The following is a 19927-nucleotide window of genomic DNA, read 5'->3' on the forward strand; positions in this document are numbered from 1 at the left end:
AAATTTATTTTATGAAGAAAAAAATCACTTTTTTAATATTTAGTTTTTGTTTGTTAATAATTACAGCTCAAAACAAAAAAGCTATAGATGGTACACACGTAAAACCAAATGAGCCTATAGTAACTCCTTGGGCAAAAGATGTAGATAAAAACAATCCTCTTCCAGAATATCCAAGACCTGTAATGGTTAGAGAACGATGGAAAAACCTAAATGGAGTTTGGCAGTTTCAAGAAGCTCAATTAGGAGCTTCTGTACCTAAAAAGCTTAAAGAAAAAATTACAGTTCCTTTTCCTTGGGAATCTCACTTATCAGGCATTAACAGACAATTAGATACTAAAAGAGCTTGGTATAAAAGAAGTTTTACCATCCCAAGTTCCTGGAACAAAGATGATGTTTTACTTCATTTTGGAGCGGTTGATTTTGAAGCCAAAGTTTTTATTAACAATCAATTTGTAGGAATTCACAAAGGAGGATATGATGCATTTTCGTTTAATATTACCAATTTTTTAAAATCTAAAAAAAACGAAGTAATAGTTGAAGTTTACGACCCAGGAAATGATGAAGCCATAGCTTATGGTAAACAAAACAATTCCCGATTTTCAAATCCACAACGTTATGCATACTCTGGAGCTTCTGGTATTTGGCAAACGGTTTGGTTAGAACCTGTTGCAAAACAACACGTTACTAATTTTAGTTTAATTCCTAATATAGATACAGAAACACTTTCGGCTACCGTTAATTATTCAGGTTTTAATAAAAATACCATTGCAGAAGTAAGCGTTTTTAACAATGGTGTTTTAGTATCTTCTTCAGAAGGAACAGTAAATATCCCATTTACTATTACTGTTCCAAATCCTAAATTGTGGTCTCCAGAAAATCCTTTTTTATATGATGTAACTATCAAATTAAAAGAAGGTGATACTATTTTAGATGAAGTAAAATCATATACAGGAATGCGTAAAATTTCTATTGAAAATGAAGGAAATCTAAAGAAAATATATGTAAACAATAAGTTTCTGTTTCAAATGGGGCCTTTAGATCAAGGATATTGGCCAGATGGAATTTATACAGCTCCTACAGATGAAGCCTTAAAATGGGATGTGGAAATGACCAAAGAATGGGGTTTTAATATGATACGTAAACATATTAAAATTGAGCCACAACGTTGGTACTATTGGTGTGATAAATTAGGGGTTTTGGTTTGGCAAGATATGCCAAGTACTTTTGGGAAACGTACCGAAAGTGAAAAAATTCAGTTTGAAAGTGAACTATCAAAAATGGTTATAAACAATATTAATCATCCTTCAATTATTGTTTGGGTGGTGTTTAATGAACACTGGGGTTTGTATGATGTAGAACGTTTAACAGAAAATGTAATGGCACAAGATCCATCACGTTTAGTTATAGGAAATAGTGGTATTGATGCAGGCAGACCAGATATTGATTATGAAGTAGGCCATATTAAAGACAACCACTCTTATCGTCCACCATCAGTTCCTTTTGCATCCAATAAACGAGCTGTGGTAAATGGAGAATATGGTGCTATTGGATATAAAATTAAAAATCATATTTGGGATTTAGATGGTCCTTGGGTTCACCATAATTATAAAGACAAAGAAGCTGCAACAAAAGAATACGAACGTTTTATAAAAATGATAGTTGAAGATTTTCAAAAAGAAGGATTAAGTGCATCTGTATATACACAATGGACGGATGTAGAAAACGAAATGAACGGACTTTATACTTATGATAGAAAAGTAATTAAGTTAGATAAAAAACGGGTAACTGAAGCAAATAAATCAACCTACATAAAAAAGAAAAGTAAGTAATGAGAAAAGTTAGTTTTTTTATTTTCTTTTTAACGATTTTTAGTTCTTACGGACAATCTGAAAAAGAAGAAGCATCAAAAAAGAAAAAACCAAATATTGTAATGATTTTGGTTGATGATTTAAAGCCAGCATTAGGTGTTTATGGTGATAAAACTGCAATAAGTCCTAATATAGACAAACTCGCAAAAATGGGTATGCGTTTTAATCTAGCCTATGCTAATCAAGCTGTTTGTGCACCTTCAAGATACAACCTAATGTTAGGATCACGTTCTACAAGTACTGGTTTTTATTTTTTTGGTAACGATTTTAGAAAATCGTATCCAAACGCTGTTACATTGCCTCAATACTTTAAAAATGCTGGTTATCATACAGAATCTATGGGTAAGGTATATCATATTGGTCATGGTAATGATAATGATATAGCTTCTTGGAGTGTACCACATCATGAAGATAAAGTGATAGAATATGTAGATCCAAAAAGTACAGATAGAAAACTAACTAGAGAAGAAGTTTTTTTTCAAAATACTAGGAAGTATTATAAAAATGTTCCAAAAATGAAAGATATTCCTAGAGGTGCTGCTTGGGAAAATCCTGATGTTTTAGATGGTGCTTATGCAGATGCAAGAGTTGCAAATCATGCTATAAATAGGTTGCGAATTTTAAATGATACTAAAAATAAACCTTTCTTTTTAGCAGTTGGTTTTGCACGTCCACATTTACCTTTTTCTGTACCAAAAAAATATTGGGATTTATATAATCCTGATAAATTACCAATGCCAGAATTTGAAAAAGATCCAGAAGGGACACCTAAATTTGCCATAAAAAGAAAAATGGAGTTAACCAACTTTAAGCCTATACCAAATACAACAGGAGTCTTAAATAAAGAACTAAAAACAAAACTAATTCATGGATATTATGCAAGTGTTAGTTATATGGATGCACAAGTTGGGAAAGTAATTGAGGAATTAGAAAGATTAAATATTTTAGAGAATACAATAATTGTACTTTGGGGCGATCATGGTTGGCACTTAGGCGATCATGGCTCTTGGACTAAACATTCAAATTTTGAGCAAGCAACAAGAATACCTCTACTTTTTGCAGGAAAAGGAATCGCTACAAATTCCCAAACTAATCAATTGGCAGAAACTGTAGACGTGTATCCGACATTAGTAGAATTAGCAAGTTTACCAAAACCAAAAACTTCACAACCCTTTGACGGTATTAGTTTAGCACCAGTTTTAAAAGGATATACAAAATCAGTTGATAATCATGTATATCATTCTTTTCCAAAAAGAGGTGGAAAATTAATAGGTCAAGCAATTAGAACAGAAAGGTATCGAATGGTAAGATGGACTAATATTGTTGATAAAAATGCGCAACCTATTTATGAATTATATGATTATAAGGAGGATCCTTTAGAAACAAAAAATCACGCGAATTTTAAACCAGAAATAGTAGAGAAATTAGAGCGAATTTTAAATGACTATCCACAACCAATGGTTCCTAACAGAAAATAAATACACTGAGTAATTTTTTGTAAAGATTTTTCTTAAAAACAAAATAGATAGAAATTAAAGCCACACAATAATCTTTTTAAAATTATTTATAATCAGCATTGATTGCATTACCAATGAAAAAATCATTTTTCTTACTTGTTAGTTTGACATTTTTATACTCTTGCAATACAGATATAGAACCCAAAAAACCTAATATCATTTTAATTTTTATTGATGATATGGGATGGGCAGATTTATCTTGTTTTGGTAATAAAGATGCAAAAACACCTAATATTGATAAATTAGCTTCAGAAGGAATTAGTTTTGAACAGTTTTATGTAAACTCTCCCATTTGTTCACCATCTAGAGTAGCTATTTCAACAGGTACTTATCCTCAACGTTGGAATATTACTTCGTATTTAGCACATCAAAAAAAGAATGAAAAACGTTCTATGGCGAATTGGCTAGATACTTCAGCCCCTATGTTAGCGCGTAGTCTTAATAATTCAGGATATACAACAGGTCATTTTGGAAAATGGCATATGGGAGGACAAAGAGATGTTGACAATGCCCCATACATTACTGAATATGGTTTTGATGAATCGTTAACCAATTTCGAAGGAATGGGAGCAAAATTACTACCACTAACCCAAGACGAAACAGGAAAAGTTGATTCTATTTGGAAAGGAGCGCAAAGACTTGGTAAACCTTATTATTGGAAACAACGTTCAGAAATAACTACGGGTTTTATAGACGCTGCGATTTCATTTATGGATGAAGCCGTTGAGAGTAAAAAACCTTTTTATGTTAACGTTTGGCCCGATGATGTTCACAGTCCATTTTGGCCATCATTTAAAGAATATGGTATTGCTAAAAAAGAAGGTAAGCGAGGCTTGTATCTAGCTGTTTTAGAGGAAATGGATAAACAATTTGGGAAACTTTTTGAGTATGTACAAAATCATGAGAAATTACGCGATAATACTCTTATCGTATTTTGTTCGGATAATGGACCAGAAAAAGGAGCTGGTAGAGCAGGAGAGTTAAAAGGTTACAAAACTCAGCTTTATGAAGGAGGAGTTCGTTCATCACTTATTGTTTGGGGACCTAAGTTTGTCAATAAAGATGCACAAGGTACTAGAAATAGAAATTCAGTTTTTTCAGCGATTGATTTAAAACCTTCACTATTAGATTTTGCCAACATCAAAGAATCTAAAAACACCATTACAGATGGAGAAAATCTGATTAGAACAATTTTAGGAGAAGAAAAATCATCTAGAATGGCACCAATTTTTTTTAGTCGTCCACCAGATAGAAAAAACTACTATGGTTTTAACAATTTACCTGATTTAGCGATGCGTCATAAAAATTGGAAACTACTTTGTAATTACAATGGGAGTAATCCACAACTTTATGATATAGTTAGCGATCCTGGTGAAACACAAAATATAGCGCATAAAAATACAGACTTAGTAAAAAAAATGACACAACAAGTAGTTGATTGGTATAAATCAATGCCTGTTTTAAAACAAATACCACAATCCAACAATAAATGAAAAAGGTTTATTTTTTAATTCTTCTTTACACCGTAATTAATTTTCCAATTTTTAGCCAAGTGGCTAATGTACATGGTGATTTTCCAGATCCTTCCATAATTAAATATGGTGATTATTTTTATGCTACAGCCACAAGCTCAAATTGGGCTCCAGGATTTCCAATATTAAAATCAAAAGACATGAAAAATTGGGAATGGATAACAAACGTTTTTCCCAATAAGCCAAATTGGATTAATAACTCTTATTGGGCACCAGAAATAACTACTGAAAATGATAAAGTGTATATTTATTATACCGCAAGAAAAAAATCTTCTGTTTTATGCGTAGGAGTAGCAAGTGCAGATAATCCAGAAGGCCCATATACAGATCATGGTCCATTAGTTTGCGAACCTATAGTTGGTTCTATTGATGGGTTTGCAATTCGAGATAAAAACAATAAGCTTTATTTAATTTGGAAAACTGATGGAAATAGCAAAGGCCAACCTACACCATTTTGGGCACAAGAAATGAATGAAGAACGCACTCAACTTCTAGGAAAACCAGTCGAGTTATTTCGTAACGATTTAGAATGGGAAGGAAATTTGATAGAAGGTGAGGCCATTGTGAAACATGGAAACTATTACTATTGCTTTTATTCAGCGAATGGGTGTTGTGGAAAAAAGTGTTCTTATACAACTGGAGTAGCCAGAGCTAAAGACCTTTTTGGACCTTGGGAAAAAGATCCTAACAATCCAATTTTACAAGATGAAGAAAATTGGAAATGTCAAGGTCATGGAACCCCAATAATAGTTGGAGATAAAAACTACTTTCTATATCACGCTTACAGCCTAGAAACTGGCATTTTTACCGGTCGTCAAGGTATTTTAAGAGAGTATGCAGTAAATAATGACGATTGGATAGATTTTTTACCAAATTATATAGAATCTGATTTAGGAACAAAAAATAGTGAGGACTCAATAGTTTATTTTGAAGACGATTTTTCAGGAAATAGAATGAAACCATCTTGGAATTGGAGCATTTACAGCGAACCAATTTTAAAACAAAAAAGAAATAAACTGATAGTTTCAGGTAATGCAAATCAAAAACCTGTTTTGCTAGGTCAAAAAATATACTCAAAAAATTATCAAGCTACTACAATAGTACATAGAAAAAGTACTGCATTATCTGGAATTTCGCTAATTGGGGACGAAAGTAAAAATATCAGTTTGGTATTTAAAGATGACAGTTTATGGATTAACTTTAAAAATAAGAAAGAACAAAAAATATTACATAAAACTTTATTGAATGAAAAAATAAAAAACATGCACTTGAGAGTTGTTGTTAAAAACAATATCAATGCAACCTTTATGTACAGTACAAATGGAAAAAATTTTATTCCTATAAATAAAAAACCAATTGATTGTAGCTTTTTACCACCTTGGGATAGAGCTTTACGTGTTGGGTTATATAGCAATGGAAAAGAGCGAGATAAATCAGTATTTAATTGTTTTTCTTTAAAATCAGTTCATTAATACGTATCAGTTTTTAACTGTTTTATCTAAACTCAAAGTATAATTAAATTTTACAAAATGAGAAATATTGTATTAGGTTTTGTAACTTTTTTGTTGTTGCATAATTTTTATTCACAAGAGGCTCCAAAAACATTTCAAAACCCTGTAATTTCTGGTTTTCATCCAGATCCATCAATTACAAGAGTAGGTGAAGATTATTATTTGGTAAACTCCTCTTTTAATATGTTTCCTGGTATTCCAATTTTCCACAGCAAAGACTTAGTAAATTGGAAACAAATTGGACATGTACTTACAAGAAAAGAGCAATTAAATATGAAAACGCCTAGTAATGGAGGTGGTATTTGGGCGCCAACAATTCGTTATAAAGATGGTTTATTTTACGTAATTGTAACTTGTAAACAATGTATAAACACATGTAATTGTGGTGATAATTTTTATGTAACAGCAAAAAACCCAGAAGGACCTTGGTCAGATCCTATTTGGGTAGATAAATCCTATGGAATAGACCCTACAATTTTTTGGGATGATGATGGGAAAACCTACTACATAGGCTCCACACACGCTTTAGAAGGGGGAAGAGAATGGCCTTCTCAAGACAAAATTTACATCAGCGAAATAGATTTAAAAACGGGTAAAATTTTAACAGATCCCATTGTATTAACATCAGGTCATGCAACAAATGCAAAGTTTGCAGAAGGCCCTCACATCTATAAAATTAATGGAAAATATTTATTAATGATCTCTGAAGGTGGCACTTGGAACAATCATGCAATTACCACCTTTACAGCAAATAAAGTTACAGGACCTTACGCACCGACACAAATAAATCCTGTGTTAACGCACAGGCATTTTGGTAGCGGTTTTCCAATAACTACAATTGGTCACTCAGATTTAGTACAAACTCAAAATGGAGAATGGTGGTCAGTAATGTTAGGCTGCAGACCTATTAATGGTAAGTATTATTTAGGTCGTGAAACTTTTTTAACTCCAGTTACTTTTGAAGGAACAACACCCATATTTAATAAAGGAAAAGGGCAAGTTTTGCTAGAAGATAAAAGACCAAATTTACCATGGCATCCGTTTAAAAAAGAAACAAAAGATGATTTTAATACGGACAAATTAGCCTTTGATTGGAATTTTATTAGAACGCCACAAGAAAAATGGTACAATTTAAAAAATGGTGTTCTTGAAATAAAGACAAGACCAGAAAAAATAACAGATAGGAAGAATCCTTCAGTAATTGCGCGCAGATTAAAATATTTAAAAAGTCAAGCAACTACAAAATTTAACTTTACAACTAGAAAAACAAATGAAGTTGCAGGTTTGGTAACGTTTCAGAATAAAAACTATCAATACCAATTATTAAAAACCAAAGACAGCATTCAACTTTTTAAAGTCTATAACAAAAACCGAAAAGAGCAAACAATTACTCAAGTAGCTTCTGTATTTTATAAAAAAGATGTTGTTATCATGAGAATGATTAATAAAGGGATGTCTCTTCAATTCTTTTATGGTGATGATGAAAGTAATTTACATCAAATAGGAAAAGATCAAGAAGCATCTGTACTTACCTCAAAAGTGGCTGGGGGATTTATAGGGGCTTATGTGGGTATGTATACAAGTAGTCAAGGAAAAAAATCAAAAAATAAAGCAATTTTTGATTGGTTTAAATATAATTATTTAAAAGAATAAAATGTTAAAATGAAAAATAGTTTTTTAATAATAGTTGTGATATTCACTTTAGCCTGTAAAAAAGAAAAAGAAGAGATTGTTGGTAAATCTAAATCAAATCCTCCTAAAGGATGGATAGCACTTTTTAATGGTAAAAATTTAGATAATTGGTCTTTTTTTACAAGAGATGCAACATATCAAGGAACAATTAATGATATTTTTAAAGTTGAAAATGGTATTATTCATGTATATCCAACACAAAAACATAATTCTACACAAACTTTTGCAGGGATAATTACAAAGAAAAAGTATAAAAATTACTCTTTGCAATTAGAATATAAATGGGGTGAAAATAAGTTTGCTCCAAGAAACAATTTTGTAAGAGATGCAGGTGTTTTATTTCATGTTTTTGGCAATAATATTATATGGCCAAATAGTGTAGAATGTCAAATTCAAGAAGGAGATACAGGAGATGTTTGGGCTATAAATACTCAAGTCTCATCAAAAGTAAACAGTGTTATTAGAAATTATAGTAAGAAAGGAGATACTATAACAAGAGGAGGTTATGGAAAAGGGAAATTTAATAGATTTCATAGAGGATATGATTGGGAAAAACCACATGGCCAATGGAATTTTTTAGAAATAGAAGTTATTGAAGATAATGCACTATTTAAACTAAATGGAAAGGTTGTTAATGAGGCTATAAATATGAAACGTTGGGATACTGAATTAAAAAAAATGATTCCATTAATAGAGGGTAAAATATTACTTCAAGCTGAAGGAGCAGAGTTGTATTATAAAAATGTTTTTTTAAAGGAATATTAGATATAATAAAAACCAAAAAAGGACACTTTCCCATCAAGTGTGTAAGTTAAAAATTACAGGATTAGATTTTTCATAGTTTAATCCTGTTTTTAAATATAGCCAAAAGTTGGTTTAAGATGATTCCCCAATTTCTAATTGGCATTTTCCATTTTCTTGTGGATTCTCTTAAAGCTAAAAATACAGATTTAATAACAGCATCATCAGTAGGGTAAGAGAGTTTGTTTTTAGTACCTAATTTAACTTAAAAAAACTTGTACAAAACCAAAAAATCCGATAGAAAATTCTATCGGATTTTTATTTAAGCTATCTCCATAAAATCGAGAAAACGATAAGGGAGAGTAGTACATTACATTGGTAATAGACAGTTAGAAAAATGCTATTAGATTACATCATTCCTGGCATTCCACCACCCATTGGAGGCATTCCACCACCAGCAGGAGCATCTTCTTTAATATCTACTAAAGCACACTCTGTAGTTAAAATCATACCAGCAACAGAAGCTGCATTTTCTAAAGCAACACGAGTTACTTTTTTAGGATCGATGATACCTGCTTCTAGCATATCTACATAAGCATCAGATTTTGCATCGTAACCAAAGTCTTTTTTACCTTCTAATACTTTGTTGATTACTACAGAACCTTCTCCACCAGCATTTTCTACAATAGTTCTTAATGGCGATTCGATTGCTTTGTTTACAATCTGTACTCCTGTAGTTTCATCTAGGTTTTCAGTAACCAAAGATTCTAATACTTTTTTAGCACGTACTAAAGCAACACCACCACCAGCAACAATACCTTCTTCAACTGCAGCTCTTGTAGCGTGTAAAGCATCATCAACTCTGTCTTTCTTTTCTTTCATTTCTACTTCAGAAGCAGCACCAACATATAAAACTGCAACACCACCAGCTAATTTAGCCAAACGTTCTTGTAGTTTTTCTTTATCGTAATCAGAAGTAGTAGTTTCTATTTGCGCTTTAATCTGGTTTACTCTTCCTTTAATCGCTTCTGCATCGCCTAAACCATTTACAATAGTTGTGTTATCTTTATCTATAGTGATGCTTTCTGCAGTACCTAATAAATCTAAAGTTGCATTTTCTAGAGAGAATCCTCTTTCTTCAGAAATCACAGTTCCACCAGTTAAAATTGCAATATCTTCTAACATTGCTTTTCTACGGTCTCCAAAACCAGGAGCTTTTACAGCAGCAATTTTTAAGCCACCACGTAATTTATTAACCACTAAAGTAGCTAAAGCTTGTCCATCTACATCTTCTGCAATAATTAATAAAGGTCTACCAGATTGAGAAACTGGTTCTAAAATTGGTAAAATTTCTTGTAGGTTAGAAATCTTTTTATCAAACAATAAAACATAAGGATTTTCTAAATCTGCAATCATTTTATCTGCATCAGTAACAAAGTAAGGCGATAAATACCCTCTATCAAATTGCATACCTTCTACAACATCTACATAAGTATCTGTACCTTTTGCTTCTTCTACTGTAATTACACCTTCTTTGCCAACTTTATCGAAAGCTGTTGCAATTAAGTCTCCAATAACAGCATCGTTATTTGCAGAAATTGAAGCTACTTGTTGAATTTTATCTGAAGAGTTACCAACTTTTTGAGTTTGGTTTTCTAAATCTGCTACAATTGCTTCAACAGCTTTGTCAATTCCTCTTTTTAAATCCATTGGATTTGCACCAGCTGCAACATTTTTTAAGCCTTCTTTTACAATTGCTTGCGCTAAAACAGTTGCAGTTGTTGTTCCATCACCAGCTAAATCGTTGGTTTTAGAAGCCACCTCTTTTACCATTTGAGCTCCCATGTTTTCAAGCTCATTCTCTAACTCTACTTCTTTCGCAACAGAAACACCATCTTTAGTTACTGTTGGTGCGCCAAAAGATTTAGAAATAATTACATTTCTTCCTTTTGGTCCTAAAGTTACTTTTACTGCATTTGCTAATGCATCAACTCCACGTTTTAAGCCATCTCTAGCTTCTATATCAAATTTTATATCTTTTGCCATTGTTTTATTTTAGCTTTTTGCCTCTAGCTTTTCGCTATTGGCTTAGTTAATTAATTATTTTAGTTGGCTAAAAGCGAAACGCTAATAGCAGTTAGCGAATTAAATAATCGCCAAAATATCAGATTCGCGCATCATTAAATAATCTACACCTTCTAATTTTAAATCAGTTCCACCATATTTTCCATATAAAACAGTGTCACCAACTTTTACAGTTAAAGGCTCGTCTTTTTTACCATTGCCAACTGCAACAACAGTTCCTTTTTGCGGTTTTTCTTTTGCATTATCTGGTATGATTAATCCAGAAGCGGTTTTTGTTTCTGCTGGAGCAGGTTCTACAAGAACTCTGTCTGCTAAAGGTTTAATGTTTAATCCCATTGTTTTATAAATTTTGATTTATTAAAATTATTTTTTATGCTAAATAGCTTTCAGAAATTGTGCCATTGCTTAAAAACTGACAATTTTACTTTGATTGATTTTATACTTGAATTTTGCCCATAAAAAAATGCCAACGTGTCATTTTCGTTGGCATTTTTAATATGTTTAAACTAAAACTTAGTTGATACTATCGTTTGTTATTGGTGTTGAGTTTTCAGCAGGAATTGTGGTTTCAACTCCGTCTAAAGTATTGTCTAAATTTACATTATTTGCTCCTTCTCTTGGAATAGCAAAATTTGCCAATAAAATTAAAGCAAACATTGCTATGGCTAAGGTCCAGGTTGTTCTGTCTAAAAAGTTATTGGTGTTTTGTACGCCACCTAAAGATTGTGCGCCTCCACCACCAAAAGAAGAAGATAAACCTCCACCTTTAGGGTTTTGAACCATTACTATTAAAATTAAAGCTACTGCTACTATTAAAATTAATATTAAAAATGCTGTATAACTCATTATTTATGTTTTTGTAAAATTTGTATTCTTTTAATTTGGTCTGCAAAGAAACCACTTTTTTCTGGATATTTCAAACTTAAAATTCTATATGCTTGAATAGCATTATCGTACTTTTTTTGCTCAAGATATACCTTAGCCAAAGTTTCTGTCATTAAAGACGAATCTTGCTTGTTTTTAGCGATAGCAATAGATACCGATTTGTCTTTTGAAAGCGGTTCTATTTTAGGGTTTGTTTTGATAAATTTTTCAATAATTTTTTCTTTTTTAGATATAGGGGGTTCTAAGGTTTCTTTTCTGATGATTGTTTTTTTTGCAGACAGTTGTAACCATTGATTAAATGAATAATTTTCTGATTTTACAAACGGAATAGGTTTGCCTATTGCCAATTGTTCTTCTGTGTTTTTAATAGGTTTAAAAGTTTCTTCTGGTTTTACAGCTTTATCTTCTAGAGGTGTTTTTGTTGGCTCTTTTTCCGAAATTTTACTTTGAATTTGTTGATGAATTTCTTTATCAGAATTTTCAAATTCTTTAGATGTAATAAAGTCAAATAAAACTGTTCTGTCTGTAGTATGGGCAGCAGTTATTTTTAATTCGTTATTGTATTTAAAGCTGTCCTGATTTTTTAATCCTTTTAAATACAAAGCTCTAGCTGACTGAAAATAGGGAAATTCATCAATAATAGTTTTTAACTCTGCAGTGTCTAATTGCTGAATTGGAGTTTTATTGGCTAATAAGTTGTTAAATCGCTCTAATTTCAATTTTTATAATTTTAAGAGTGTGTATTACTCTGTTAAGGGTTACCTGATTGTTACCATTTTGCTACTGATGCATTAAAAATATCTTGTGTCAATCGTTCTACAATTTCATCTAATGCGCTTTCAAGAACTCCTCCAGTTAACTGAGCATCTGCTGCAAAATCAGAGTAAAAAGAAAAGTTTTTTTCAAAATCATCTTTTTCTTCTAGTTTGTTGGTAAAACGAACGTTTACAGTAACTGTTAATCTATTTTGAGCTGCAGTTTGATCTGATGTTCCACTCATTGGTGTTACTCTGTATCCGGTAATTTCACCACTAAAATGCAAATCGCCATTAGAATTGGTAAGTGTTAAATTTGTTTGACGTGTAAATAAATCTTGCAAATCGTTTGTAAATCGTTGGGTTAAAGCAGGTTCTACAAGAGGTGCGTTGTTTGGGAAAAAATCAATTTGAATGGTTTTTGCATCTCCAGTATTTCCTCCAGTAAAGGAGTAAGCTCCACAACCGATTAAAGTGGTAATTATGATTAAGGATAAAATTATTTTTTTCATGAGTTTACATATTGTCAAAAAAAACCAAGGAAGAAAGTTACAGTGAATACTTTACTTATTTTAATTTACAAATCGTATTGTTTAATTTTTCGGTATAATGTGCGTTCAGAAATACCTAATTCTTTAGCAGCCAATTTACGTTTGTTGTTGTTTTTTTCTAAAGATTTTTTAATCATCTCGATTTCTTTGTCTTGCAAAGATAAAGATTCGTCTTCTTCAATGGTTTCAATGAAATCATATTCTTGCTCTTCTGATGTTTTTTGAGGGATGTTTAAAACCTCAATATCTAAATCTTCTAAGTCTTTGTTGTTGTATATTTTTTCTAAAAGTCTATGATTTTCTTCTTGAACTTCTTCTACATTTCCGGTTTTCATCAAATCTAAAGTCAATTTCTTTAAATCGTTGATATCATTTCGCATATCAAACAAAATCTTATACATAATATCACGTTCTGTAGAAAAATCATTGTCTTTTTTACCGCCAACAATGGCAGGTAAATTTCCATTATTATCGGGTAAATATTGCTTTAATTTTGTTGCAGAAACTATTCTATCTTCCTCTATAACAGATATTTGCTCTGCTAAATTTTTTAATTGACGAATATTGCCAGGAAATCGATAATTTAATAAAATGTTTACTGCATTTTCATCTAATCTGATAGAAGGCATTCTGTATTTTTGGGCAAAATCGGAAGCAAATTTTCGAAATAATAAATGAATATCTTCATTACGATCTCTCAAAGCTGGCAAGCTAATTTCTACCGTGCTTAATCTGTAATATAAATCTTCTCTAAATTTTTCTTTTTGAATAGCAGATCGCATATTTACATTGGTTGCTGCTACAATTCTAACGTTTGTTTTTAGTACTTTAGATGAACCTACTTTTATAAATTCTCCGTTTTCTAAAACACGCAGCAAACGTACTTGTGTGGTTAAAGGTAACTCACCAACTTCATCTAAAAAAATAGTTCCACCATCAGCAACTTCAAAATATCCTTTTCTATCTTGTGTAGCTCCTGTAAAAGCTCCTTTTTCGTGTCCAAATAACTCACTGTCTATAGTTCCTTCAGGAATTGCACCACAGTTAACCGCAATATATTTGGCGTGTTTTCTGTGCGATAAAGAATGTATAATTTTTGGAATACTTTCTTTACCAACACCACTTTCTCCTGTTACTAAAACAGAAATATCAGTAGGCGCAACTCTAACTGCTTTTTCTAAAGCTCTGTTTAATTGAATATCGTTACCAATAATTCCAAAACGTTGTTTTAATGCTTGTAAGTTTTCCATAAATAAGCCTCTTTTAATTTCCCCAAAGAGGAAAAATTTGCACATCCTCATCTTCCGAAAGGGAAGTAATTGTGAACGTCTTTTTTATTCCTTTGTCTTGTATTTTTTTTAATTTTTAAAACTCCAACCTAAATACCCCAATTTTCCACAAAGATTGGAGTTCCTCCCTTTTGGGGAGGTTAGGAGGGGCTTATTTAGTTGTTATCAGAATACCCAACAGCAGTTCCTTTTAAGGTTGCTGAGGTACAATCTTCTACTTTTACATTTACAAAATCTCCTAATTTATAATGTTCTTTAGGAAAAACGATTACTGTATTTTGTGTGTTTCTTCCTTTCCATTCATTAGGATTTTTCTTAGAAGTACCTTCTATTAAAACTTCTTCAATTTTGCCTAAATGTTGTTGTGTTCTATATAATGAGTGTTTTTGTTGTAAATCGATAACTTCTGTTAAACGACGTTTTTTTACAGCTGCAGGCACATCATCATCCATTTTTTTGCCAGCTAAAGTTCCTGGTCTTTCGGAATATGCAAACATAAATCCGAAATCGTATTTTACATACTCCATTAAATCTAAAGTGTCTTGATGATCTTGTTCTGTTTCTCCACAAAAACCAACAATCATATCTTGTGATAAAGCCATTTCTGGAATTATATTGTAAATATTATCAACCAACTCCATATATTCTTCTCGAGTATGTTGTCTGTTCATGGCTTTTAACATGGCATTACTTCCACTTTGTACAGGTAAGTGAATGTACTTGCAAATATTTTTGTGTTTGGCCATAGTGTGAATTACATCTAAACTCATATCTTGAGGGTTTGATGTAGAAAAACGGAAACGTGTTTTAGGAAATTTTGTAGCACACATATCTAACAGCTGAGCAAAATCTACAGCTGTTGCTTGCGCCATTTCAGAAGCTTTTTTAAAATCTTTCTTTAAACCACCTCCATACCAAAGAAAACTATCTACATTTTGACCTAAAAGCGTAATTTCTTTAAAGTTTTTATCAACCATAGATTGAATTTCTTCAAGAATACTTTTTGGGTCACGACTTCTTTCTCGTCCACGAGTAAAAGGTACTACACAGAATGTGCACATATTATCGCATCCTCTAGTTATAGAAACAAAAGCGGAAACTCCGTTAGAATTTAAACGCACAGGAGAAATGTCTCCATAGGTTTCTTCTTTAGATAAAATTACATTTACAGCATCTCTACCTTCATTTACTTCTTCTAATAAATTTGGGAGGTCTTTATAAGCATCTGGACCAACAACCAAATCAACAATTTTTTCTTCTTCTAAAAATTTTTCTTTCAAACGTTCAGCCATACAGCCTAAAACGCCTACTTTCATTTTTTTATTAACTTGTTTTACAGCATTGTATTTTTGTAATCTTTTACGAACTGTGGTTTCTGCTTTTTCGCGAATTGAGCAAGTGTTCACTAAGACCAAATCTGCCTCTTCTAAAACCTGAGTGGTGTTATAACCTTGCTTGTCTAAAATAGATGCAACAATTTCACTATCGTTCATATTCATTTGACAACCATAGCTTTCAATGAATAATTTTTTAGAATTTTCTTTTTTATTTTCGGTTACAAGTGCTTTACCTTGTCTTTTTTCGTCAATGATTTTTTCTACGTGTTCCATCTTTTAATTTGCCATTAAAGGGTGGGCAAAGATACAACCAAAAATGTATTTTTATGACAAATTGGCAGAAAAAATAATGTTGTAATAGTGTTAATTATCGATTGAAAATTCAATAAAAAATTTTTTTTCACAAAAAACTGACTACTTTTGTAGCTGATAATAGTACGTTTTTAAAGCGTTTTAGCGACAAAAAGAAATAAATGGCAAAGAATTTAGTAATAGTAGAGTCACCAGCAAAAGCAAAAACTATCGAAAAGTTTCTTGGAAAAGAATTTCAAGTAGAATCGAGTTATGGGCATATTGCAGACTTACCATCCAAAGAATTAGGTATTGATGTTGAAGGAGATTTTAGTCCTAAATATATTGTTTCGACAGATAAGAAACCTGTTGTTAAGAAATTAAAAACGTTAGCAAAGAAAGCAGATGTTGTTTGGTTAGCAAGTGATGAGGATCGAGAAGGAGAAGCAATTGCATGGCACTTAAAAGAGCAATTGGATTTAAAAGATGAAAATACTAAACGTATCGTATTTCATGAAATTACTAAAAAAGCCATTTTAAAAGCGGTCGAAAATCCTAGAGATATCGATTATAATATGGTGAATGCGCAGCAAGCACGTAGAGTTTTAGATCGTCTTGTAGGTTATGAATTATCTCCAGTTTTGTGGCGAAAAGTAAAAGGCGGTTTGTCTGCAGGTAGAGTGCAATCTGTGGCAGTACGATTAATAGTTGAACGAGAAAGAAGTATTTTAGAATTTAAGGCAGAAACACATTATAAGGTTGTTGCAGAGTTTTTAAACGATGAAGGAAAGAAGTTTAAAGCTACTATTCCTAAGAATTTCAATTCTAAAAAAGCGGCAGAAGATTTTTTAAAATCGTGTGCAAATGCAGATTTTTCTATTGCAGATTTAACAAAAAAACCAGCAAAAAAGTCGCCAGCAGCGCCATTTACAACATCAACATTACAGCAAGAAGCATCACGTAAATTAGGTTTTGCGGTTGGTAGAACCATGCAAGTTGCACAACGTTTATACGAAGCTGGTTTAATTACGTATATGAGAACAGATAGTGTAAATTTATCTGTTGATGCTAGAAACGAGGCAGAAGAAGAAATTACAAATTATTACGGAAAAGAATACAGCAAACAACGTGTTTTTAAGTCGAAAGCAAAAGGCGCTCAAGAAGCCCACGAAGCGATAAGACCAACAAACATGAAAATGCATTCCATTTCCACTGAATACGATCAAAATAGATTGTACGATTTAATTTGGAAAAGAACATTGGCTTCACAAATGAGTGATGCACAATTAGAAAGAACCAACGTAAAGATCGAAAACTCTAACAACGATAAAATTTTCACAGCAAATGGTGAAATGATAAAATTTGATGGTTTCTTAAAAGTGTATCTAGAAGGAACTGATAATGAAGAGGAAGAACAAGCAGGAATGCTGCCGAATTTAAAAATAAACGATAAATTATCTTACGCTTTTATCAATGCAACACAACGTTTTACAAGTCCACCTTATCGTTTTACAGAAGCATCTTTGGTAAAACAATTAGAAGAATTAGGTATTGGTCGTCCATCAACTTATGCACCCACAATTTCTACGGTTCAAAGACGTGGTTACATTGAAAAAGGCCAAGATGAAGGTAAAGAAAGAAACTACGAGCAACTAATTTTGGTTGATGGCATTGTAAAAAGCAAATCGTTAACCGAAAAAACAGGGGCTAATAAAAATAAATTAGTACCTACAGACATCGGTAATATTGTCAATGATTTTTTGGTAGCTAATTTTTCAAATATTTTAGATTTTGGTTTTACTGCTAAAGTAGAAAACTCTTTTGATGACATTTCTGAAGGTGATGAAAACTGGACAGAAATGATTAAAGAATTCTACAGTAAATTTCATGATAACGTAGAAGATGTTAAAGAAAATGCCGAAAGAGAAAGTGGAGAACGCATTTTAGGAAAACATCCACAGAGTGGAAAAACAGTTTTAGTGCGTTTGGGTAAATTTGGGCCAATTGCACAAATTGGTGCTCCAGAAGATGAAGAAAAGCAATTTGCAAGCTTAAATAAAGACCAACATTTAGGAACAATTACACTAGAAGAAGCATTAGAATTGTTTTTGTTGCCTAAAACTTTAGGTACTTACGAAGGCGAAGAAGTTATTGTTTCTAATGGACGTTTTGGACCTTATGTTAAGTTTGGCAAAATGTATGTTTCTTTAGATAAAGGAGAAAATCCTATGGAGGTAGATTTACCCAGAGCAGAAGAATTGATTGAAGCAAAAAAGAAAGCAGATGCTCCTATTTATCACTATGAAGATTTACCTGTGCAAAAAGGTGTTGGGCGTTTTGGGCCATTCTTAAAATGGAATGGTATGTTTATCAACGTAAATAAAAAATACGATTTTGATAACCTTTCAGATGATGATATTGTAACTTTAATTGAAGAAAAGAAACAAAAAGAAATTGATAAGGTAATCCATAATTGGGAAGATGTTGGGATAAAAGTAGAAAAGGCAAGATGGGGAAGATTCAACGTAATTAAAGGAAAAATAAAGGTAGAATTGCCAAAAACTACCAAAATAGAAAAACTGTCTAAAGAAGAGGCAGTAAAAATGATTGAAGCAAAAACGCCAAAGAAAAAAACAAGAAAAAGAAAAACCACTAAAAAGAAATAAAGATTTTTGGTATATTGCGTTTTCAAGTAAAAAAAATTGATGAATAAAGATTTCTTATCCCCTGTTAAAGAAACAGCTTTAGCAAAGCTGTTGCTGAGTTCTCCTTATTGTTTGGGGAACAGAATAAGAATTCATACCCAACAAGATGGTTTCCCAGAATTAGATCATGTTAAGTTAGCAATTTTTGGGGTTCAAGAAGATAGAAACTCAGAGAATAATTTTGGATGTGGTGAAAATTTACATTTTATCCGTACAAAACTGTACGAGTTGTTTCCAGGAAAATGGAATCTAGAAATTGCAGATTTAGGCAATGTGCTAAAAGGCGCTACAGTTGCAGACACGTATTTTGCGGTCTCAGAAGTAATTACTTCACTTGTAAAACAACAAATTATTCCTATTATTATTGGTGGTGGCCAAGATTTAACCTACGTAAATTATCGTGCTTACGATACTTTAGAACAAACGATAAACATTACAGCAGTAGACAGTCGTTTTGATTTGGGTAATTTAGATGATGAGCTTACATCTCAGTCCTATTTGAGTAAAATCATCATGCAAAAACCAAACAATTTATTCAATTATAGTAATGTAGGTTATCAAACGTATTTTAATGCCCAAGAAGAAATAAAGTTGTTTGATTCTTTATTTTTTGATACCTGTAGATTAGGCAAAGCTAAAGAATTAGAAAATATAGAGCCCGCTTTTAGAAATGCAGATATTGTGTCTATAGATTTAGGCGCTGTTAGGCAAAGTGAAGCACCAGCAAATAACAACGCATCACCCAATGGTTTCTATGGTGATGAAATTTGCGCCATTGCAAGATACGCAGGCATTAGTGATAAAGTATCCTCACTTGGTATTTACGAATACAACTACAAATACGATAATAATCATCAAACAGCAAGTTTAGTTGCTCAAATGATTTGGTATTTTATTGAAGGAGTAAACTTTAGAGTAAAAGATTATCCGTTTTCGGGCAAAGAAAATTATCAAAAGTTTACCGTAATTATGGAAGATGACGATTCGTTAGTATTTTATAAAAGCAATAAAACTGGAAGATGGTGGATGGAGATTAATATTTTATCAGATAATAAATACAAAAGACATGCGTTAATACCATGTACATATAAAGATTATAAAGATGCAACAAAGCAAATTATACCAGAAAGATGGTATAAAGCCATGCAAAAAATGATATAATTTACGA

Annotated in this window: 15 protein-coding genes and 1 pseudogene; 8 read left to right on the plus strand and 8 right to left on the minus strand. The window is 31.9% G+C overall.

Annotation, left to right across the window (positions count from 1 at the left end):
* Positions 1-11: 11 nt before the first annotated feature.
* The 6 genes from ACW9UN_RS04435 (at position 12) to ACW9UN_RS04460 (ending at position 8885) form a co-directional block, all read left to right on the plus strand.
* On the plus strand, positions 12-1829 hold the full coding sequence (locus tag ACW9UN_RS04435) for a glycoside hydrolase family 2 protein (protein WP_459484249.1): 1818 nt from the start codon (positions 12-14) through the stop codon (positions 1827-1829).
* Complete coding sequence (locus ACW9UN_RS04440; protein ID WP_459484250.1) at positions 1829-3346, plus strand: sulfatase; 1518 nt, start codon at positions 1829-1831, stop codon at positions 3344-3346. The genes ACW9UN_RS04435 and ACW9UN_RS04440 overlap by 1 nt, the downstream gene beginning before the upstream one ends.
* Positions 3347-3459: 113 nt before the next feature.
* Positions 3460-4878, plus strand: coding sequence for a sulfatase family protein (locus ACW9UN_RS04445; protein ID WP_459484253.1), 1419 nt, complete (start codon positions 3460-3462; stop codon positions 4876-4878).
* On the plus strand, positions 4875-6389 hold the full coding sequence (locus ACW9UN_RS04450; protein WP_459484254.1) for a family 43 glycosylhydrolase: 1515 nt from the start codon (positions 4875-4877) through the stop codon (positions 6387-6389). The genes ACW9UN_RS04445 and ACW9UN_RS04450 overlap by 4 nt, the downstream gene beginning before the upstream one ends.
* Before the next feature lie 57 nt (positions 6390-6446).
* Positions 6447-8081: a glycoside hydrolase family 43 protein gene (locus tag ACW9UN_RS04455; RefSeq protein WP_459484256.1), complete on the plus strand. Its 1635-nt coding sequence runs from the start codon at positions 6447-6449 to the stop codon at positions 8079-8081.
* Between the two features lie 9 nt (positions 8082-8090).
* Positions 8091-8885: a 3-keto-disaccharide hydrolase gene (locus ACW9UN_RS04460; protein WP_459484257.1), complete on the plus strand. Its 795-nt coding sequence runs from the start codon at positions 8091-8093 to the stop codon at positions 8883-8885.
* 70 nt (positions 8886-8955) lie between these two features.
* On the opposite strand, the pseudogene ACW9UN_RS04465 reads toward ACW9UN_RS04460, so the two are convergent.
* The 8 genes and pseudogenes from ACW9UN_RS04465 to miaB all read right to left on the minus strand — a co-directional run.
* Positions 8956-9114: pseudogene (locus ACW9UN_RS04465) on the minus strand (IS256 family transposase); the annotation flags it as partial.
* Between the two features lie 155 nt (positions 9115-9269).
* The gene (gene groL / locus ACW9UN_RS04470; RefSeq protein ID WP_459484259.1) at positions 9270-10907 is read right to left on the minus strand and encodes a chaperonin GroEL; all 1638 of its coding nucleotides are present in this window, start codon (positions 10905-10907) and stop codon (positions 9270-9272) included.
* A gap of 99 nt (positions 10908-11006) precedes the next feature.
* Positions 11007-11282: a co-chaperone GroES gene (locus ACW9UN_RS04475; RefSeq protein ID WP_397447932.1), complete on the minus strand. Its 276-nt coding sequence runs from the start codon at positions 11280-11282 to the stop codon at positions 11007-11009.
* A gap of 177 nt (positions 11283-11459) precedes the next feature.
* Positions 11460-11792, minus strand: a complete 333-nt coding sequence (gene secG, locus ACW9UN_RS04480) for a preprotein translocase subunit SecG (RefSeq protein ID WP_459484260.1) — start codon at positions 11790-11792, stop codon at positions 11460-11462.
* On the minus strand, positions 11792-12550 hold the full coding sequence (locus tag ACW9UN_RS04485) for a DUF8458 domain-containing protein (protein ID WP_459484262.1): 759 nt from the start codon (positions 12548-12550) through the stop codon (positions 11792-11794). The genes secG and ACW9UN_RS04485 overlap by 1 nt, the downstream gene beginning before the upstream one ends.
* 50 nt (positions 12551-12600) lie before the next feature.
* Positions 12601-13098 (minus strand): LptE family protein, encoded by a 498-nt coding sequence (locus ACW9UN_RS04490; protein WP_459484263.1) that lies wholly within the window; start codon positions 13096-13098, stop codon positions 12601-12603.
* Between the two features lie 65 nt (positions 13099-13163).
* Positions 13164-14387: a sigma 54-interacting transcriptional regulator gene (locus ACW9UN_RS04495; protein WP_459484266.1), complete on the minus strand. Its 1224-nt coding sequence runs from the start codon at positions 14385-14387 to the stop codon at positions 13164-13166.
* Between the two features lie 194 nt (positions 14388-14581).
* Entirely contained in the window at positions 14582-16036 is a 1455-nt protein-coding gene (gene miaB, locus ACW9UN_RS04500) for a tRNA (N6-isopentenyl adenosine(37)-C2)-methylthiotransferase MiaB (RefSeq protein WP_459484269.1), read from the minus strand.
* A 200-nt stretch (positions 16037-16236) separates the two neighbouring features.
* Between miaB and topA the strand changes: the two genes are divergently transcribed.
* Together topA and ACW9UN_RS04510 are read left to right on the plus strand one after the other, a co-directional pair.
* Positions 16237-18720 (plus strand): type I DNA topoisomerase, encoded by a 2484-nt coding sequence (gene topA / locus ACW9UN_RS04505; RefSeq protein ID WP_459484270.1) that lies wholly within the window; start codon positions 16237-16239, stop codon positions 18718-18720.
* A 39-nt stretch (positions 18721-18759) separates the two neighbouring features.
* Entirely contained in the window at positions 18760-19920 is a 1161-nt protein-coding gene (locus ACW9UN_RS04510) for a formimidoylglutamase (protein ID WP_459484272.1), read from the plus strand.
* Positions 19921-19927: the final 7 nt, after the last annotated feature.

It is taken from the genome of Polaribacter litoreus (assembly GCF_054584775.1).

Coding starts and splice junctions, on each gene's coding strand:
- ACW9UN_RS04455 (WP_459484256.1), top strand. CDS start 6,447: ATGAGAAATATTGTATTAGGTTTTGTAACTTTTTTGTTGTTGCATAAT.
- ACW9UN_RS04460 (WP_459484257.1), top strand. CDS start 8,091: ATGAAAAATAGTTTTTTAATAATAGTTGTGATATTCACTTTAGCCTGT.
- secG (WP_459484260.1), bottom strand. CDS start 11,792: ATGAGTTATACAGCATTTTTAATATTAATTTTAATAGTAGCAGTAGCT.
- ACW9UN_RS04475 (WP_397447932.1), bottom strand. CDS start 11,282: ATGGGATTAAACATTAAACCTTTAGCAGACAGAGTTCTTGTAGAACCT.
- ACW9UN_RS04495 (WP_459484266.1), bottom strand. CDS start 14,387: ATGGAAAACTTACAAGCATTAAAACAACGTTTTGGAATTATTGGTAAC.
- ACW9UN_RS04450 (WP_459484254.1), top strand. CDS start 4,875: ATGAAAAAGGTTTATTTTTTAATTCTTCTTTACACCGTAATTAATTTT.
- ACW9UN_RS04445 (WP_459484253.1), top strand. CDS start 3,460: ATGAAAAAATCATTTTTCTTACTTGTTAGTTTGACATTTTTATACTCT.
- topA (WP_459484270.1), top strand. CDS start 16,237: ATGGCAAAGAATTTAGTAATAGTAGAGTCACCAGCAAAAGCAAAAACT.
- ACW9UN_RS04510 (WP_459484272.1), top strand. CDS start 18,760: ATGAATAAAGATTTCTTATCCCCTGTTAAAGAAACAGCTTTAGCAAAG.
- miaB (WP_459484269.1), bottom strand. CDS start 16,036: ATGGAACACGTAGAAAAAATCATTGACGAAAAAAGACAAGGTAAAGCA.
- ACW9UN_RS04440 (WP_459484250.1), top strand. CDS start 1,829: ATGAGAAAAGTTAGTTTTTTTATTTTCTTTTTAACGATTTTTAGTTCT.
- ACW9UN_RS04490 (WP_459484263.1), bottom strand. CDS start 13,098: ATGAAAAAAATAATTTTATCCTTAATCATAATTACCACTTTAATCGGT.
- groL (WP_459484259.1), bottom strand. CDS start 10,907: ATGGCAAAAGATATAAAATTTGATATAGAAGCTAGAGATGGCTTAAAA.
- ACW9UN_RS04435 (WP_459484249.1), top strand. CDS start 12: ATGAAGAAAAAAATCACTTTTTTAATATTTAGTTTTTGTTTGTTAATA.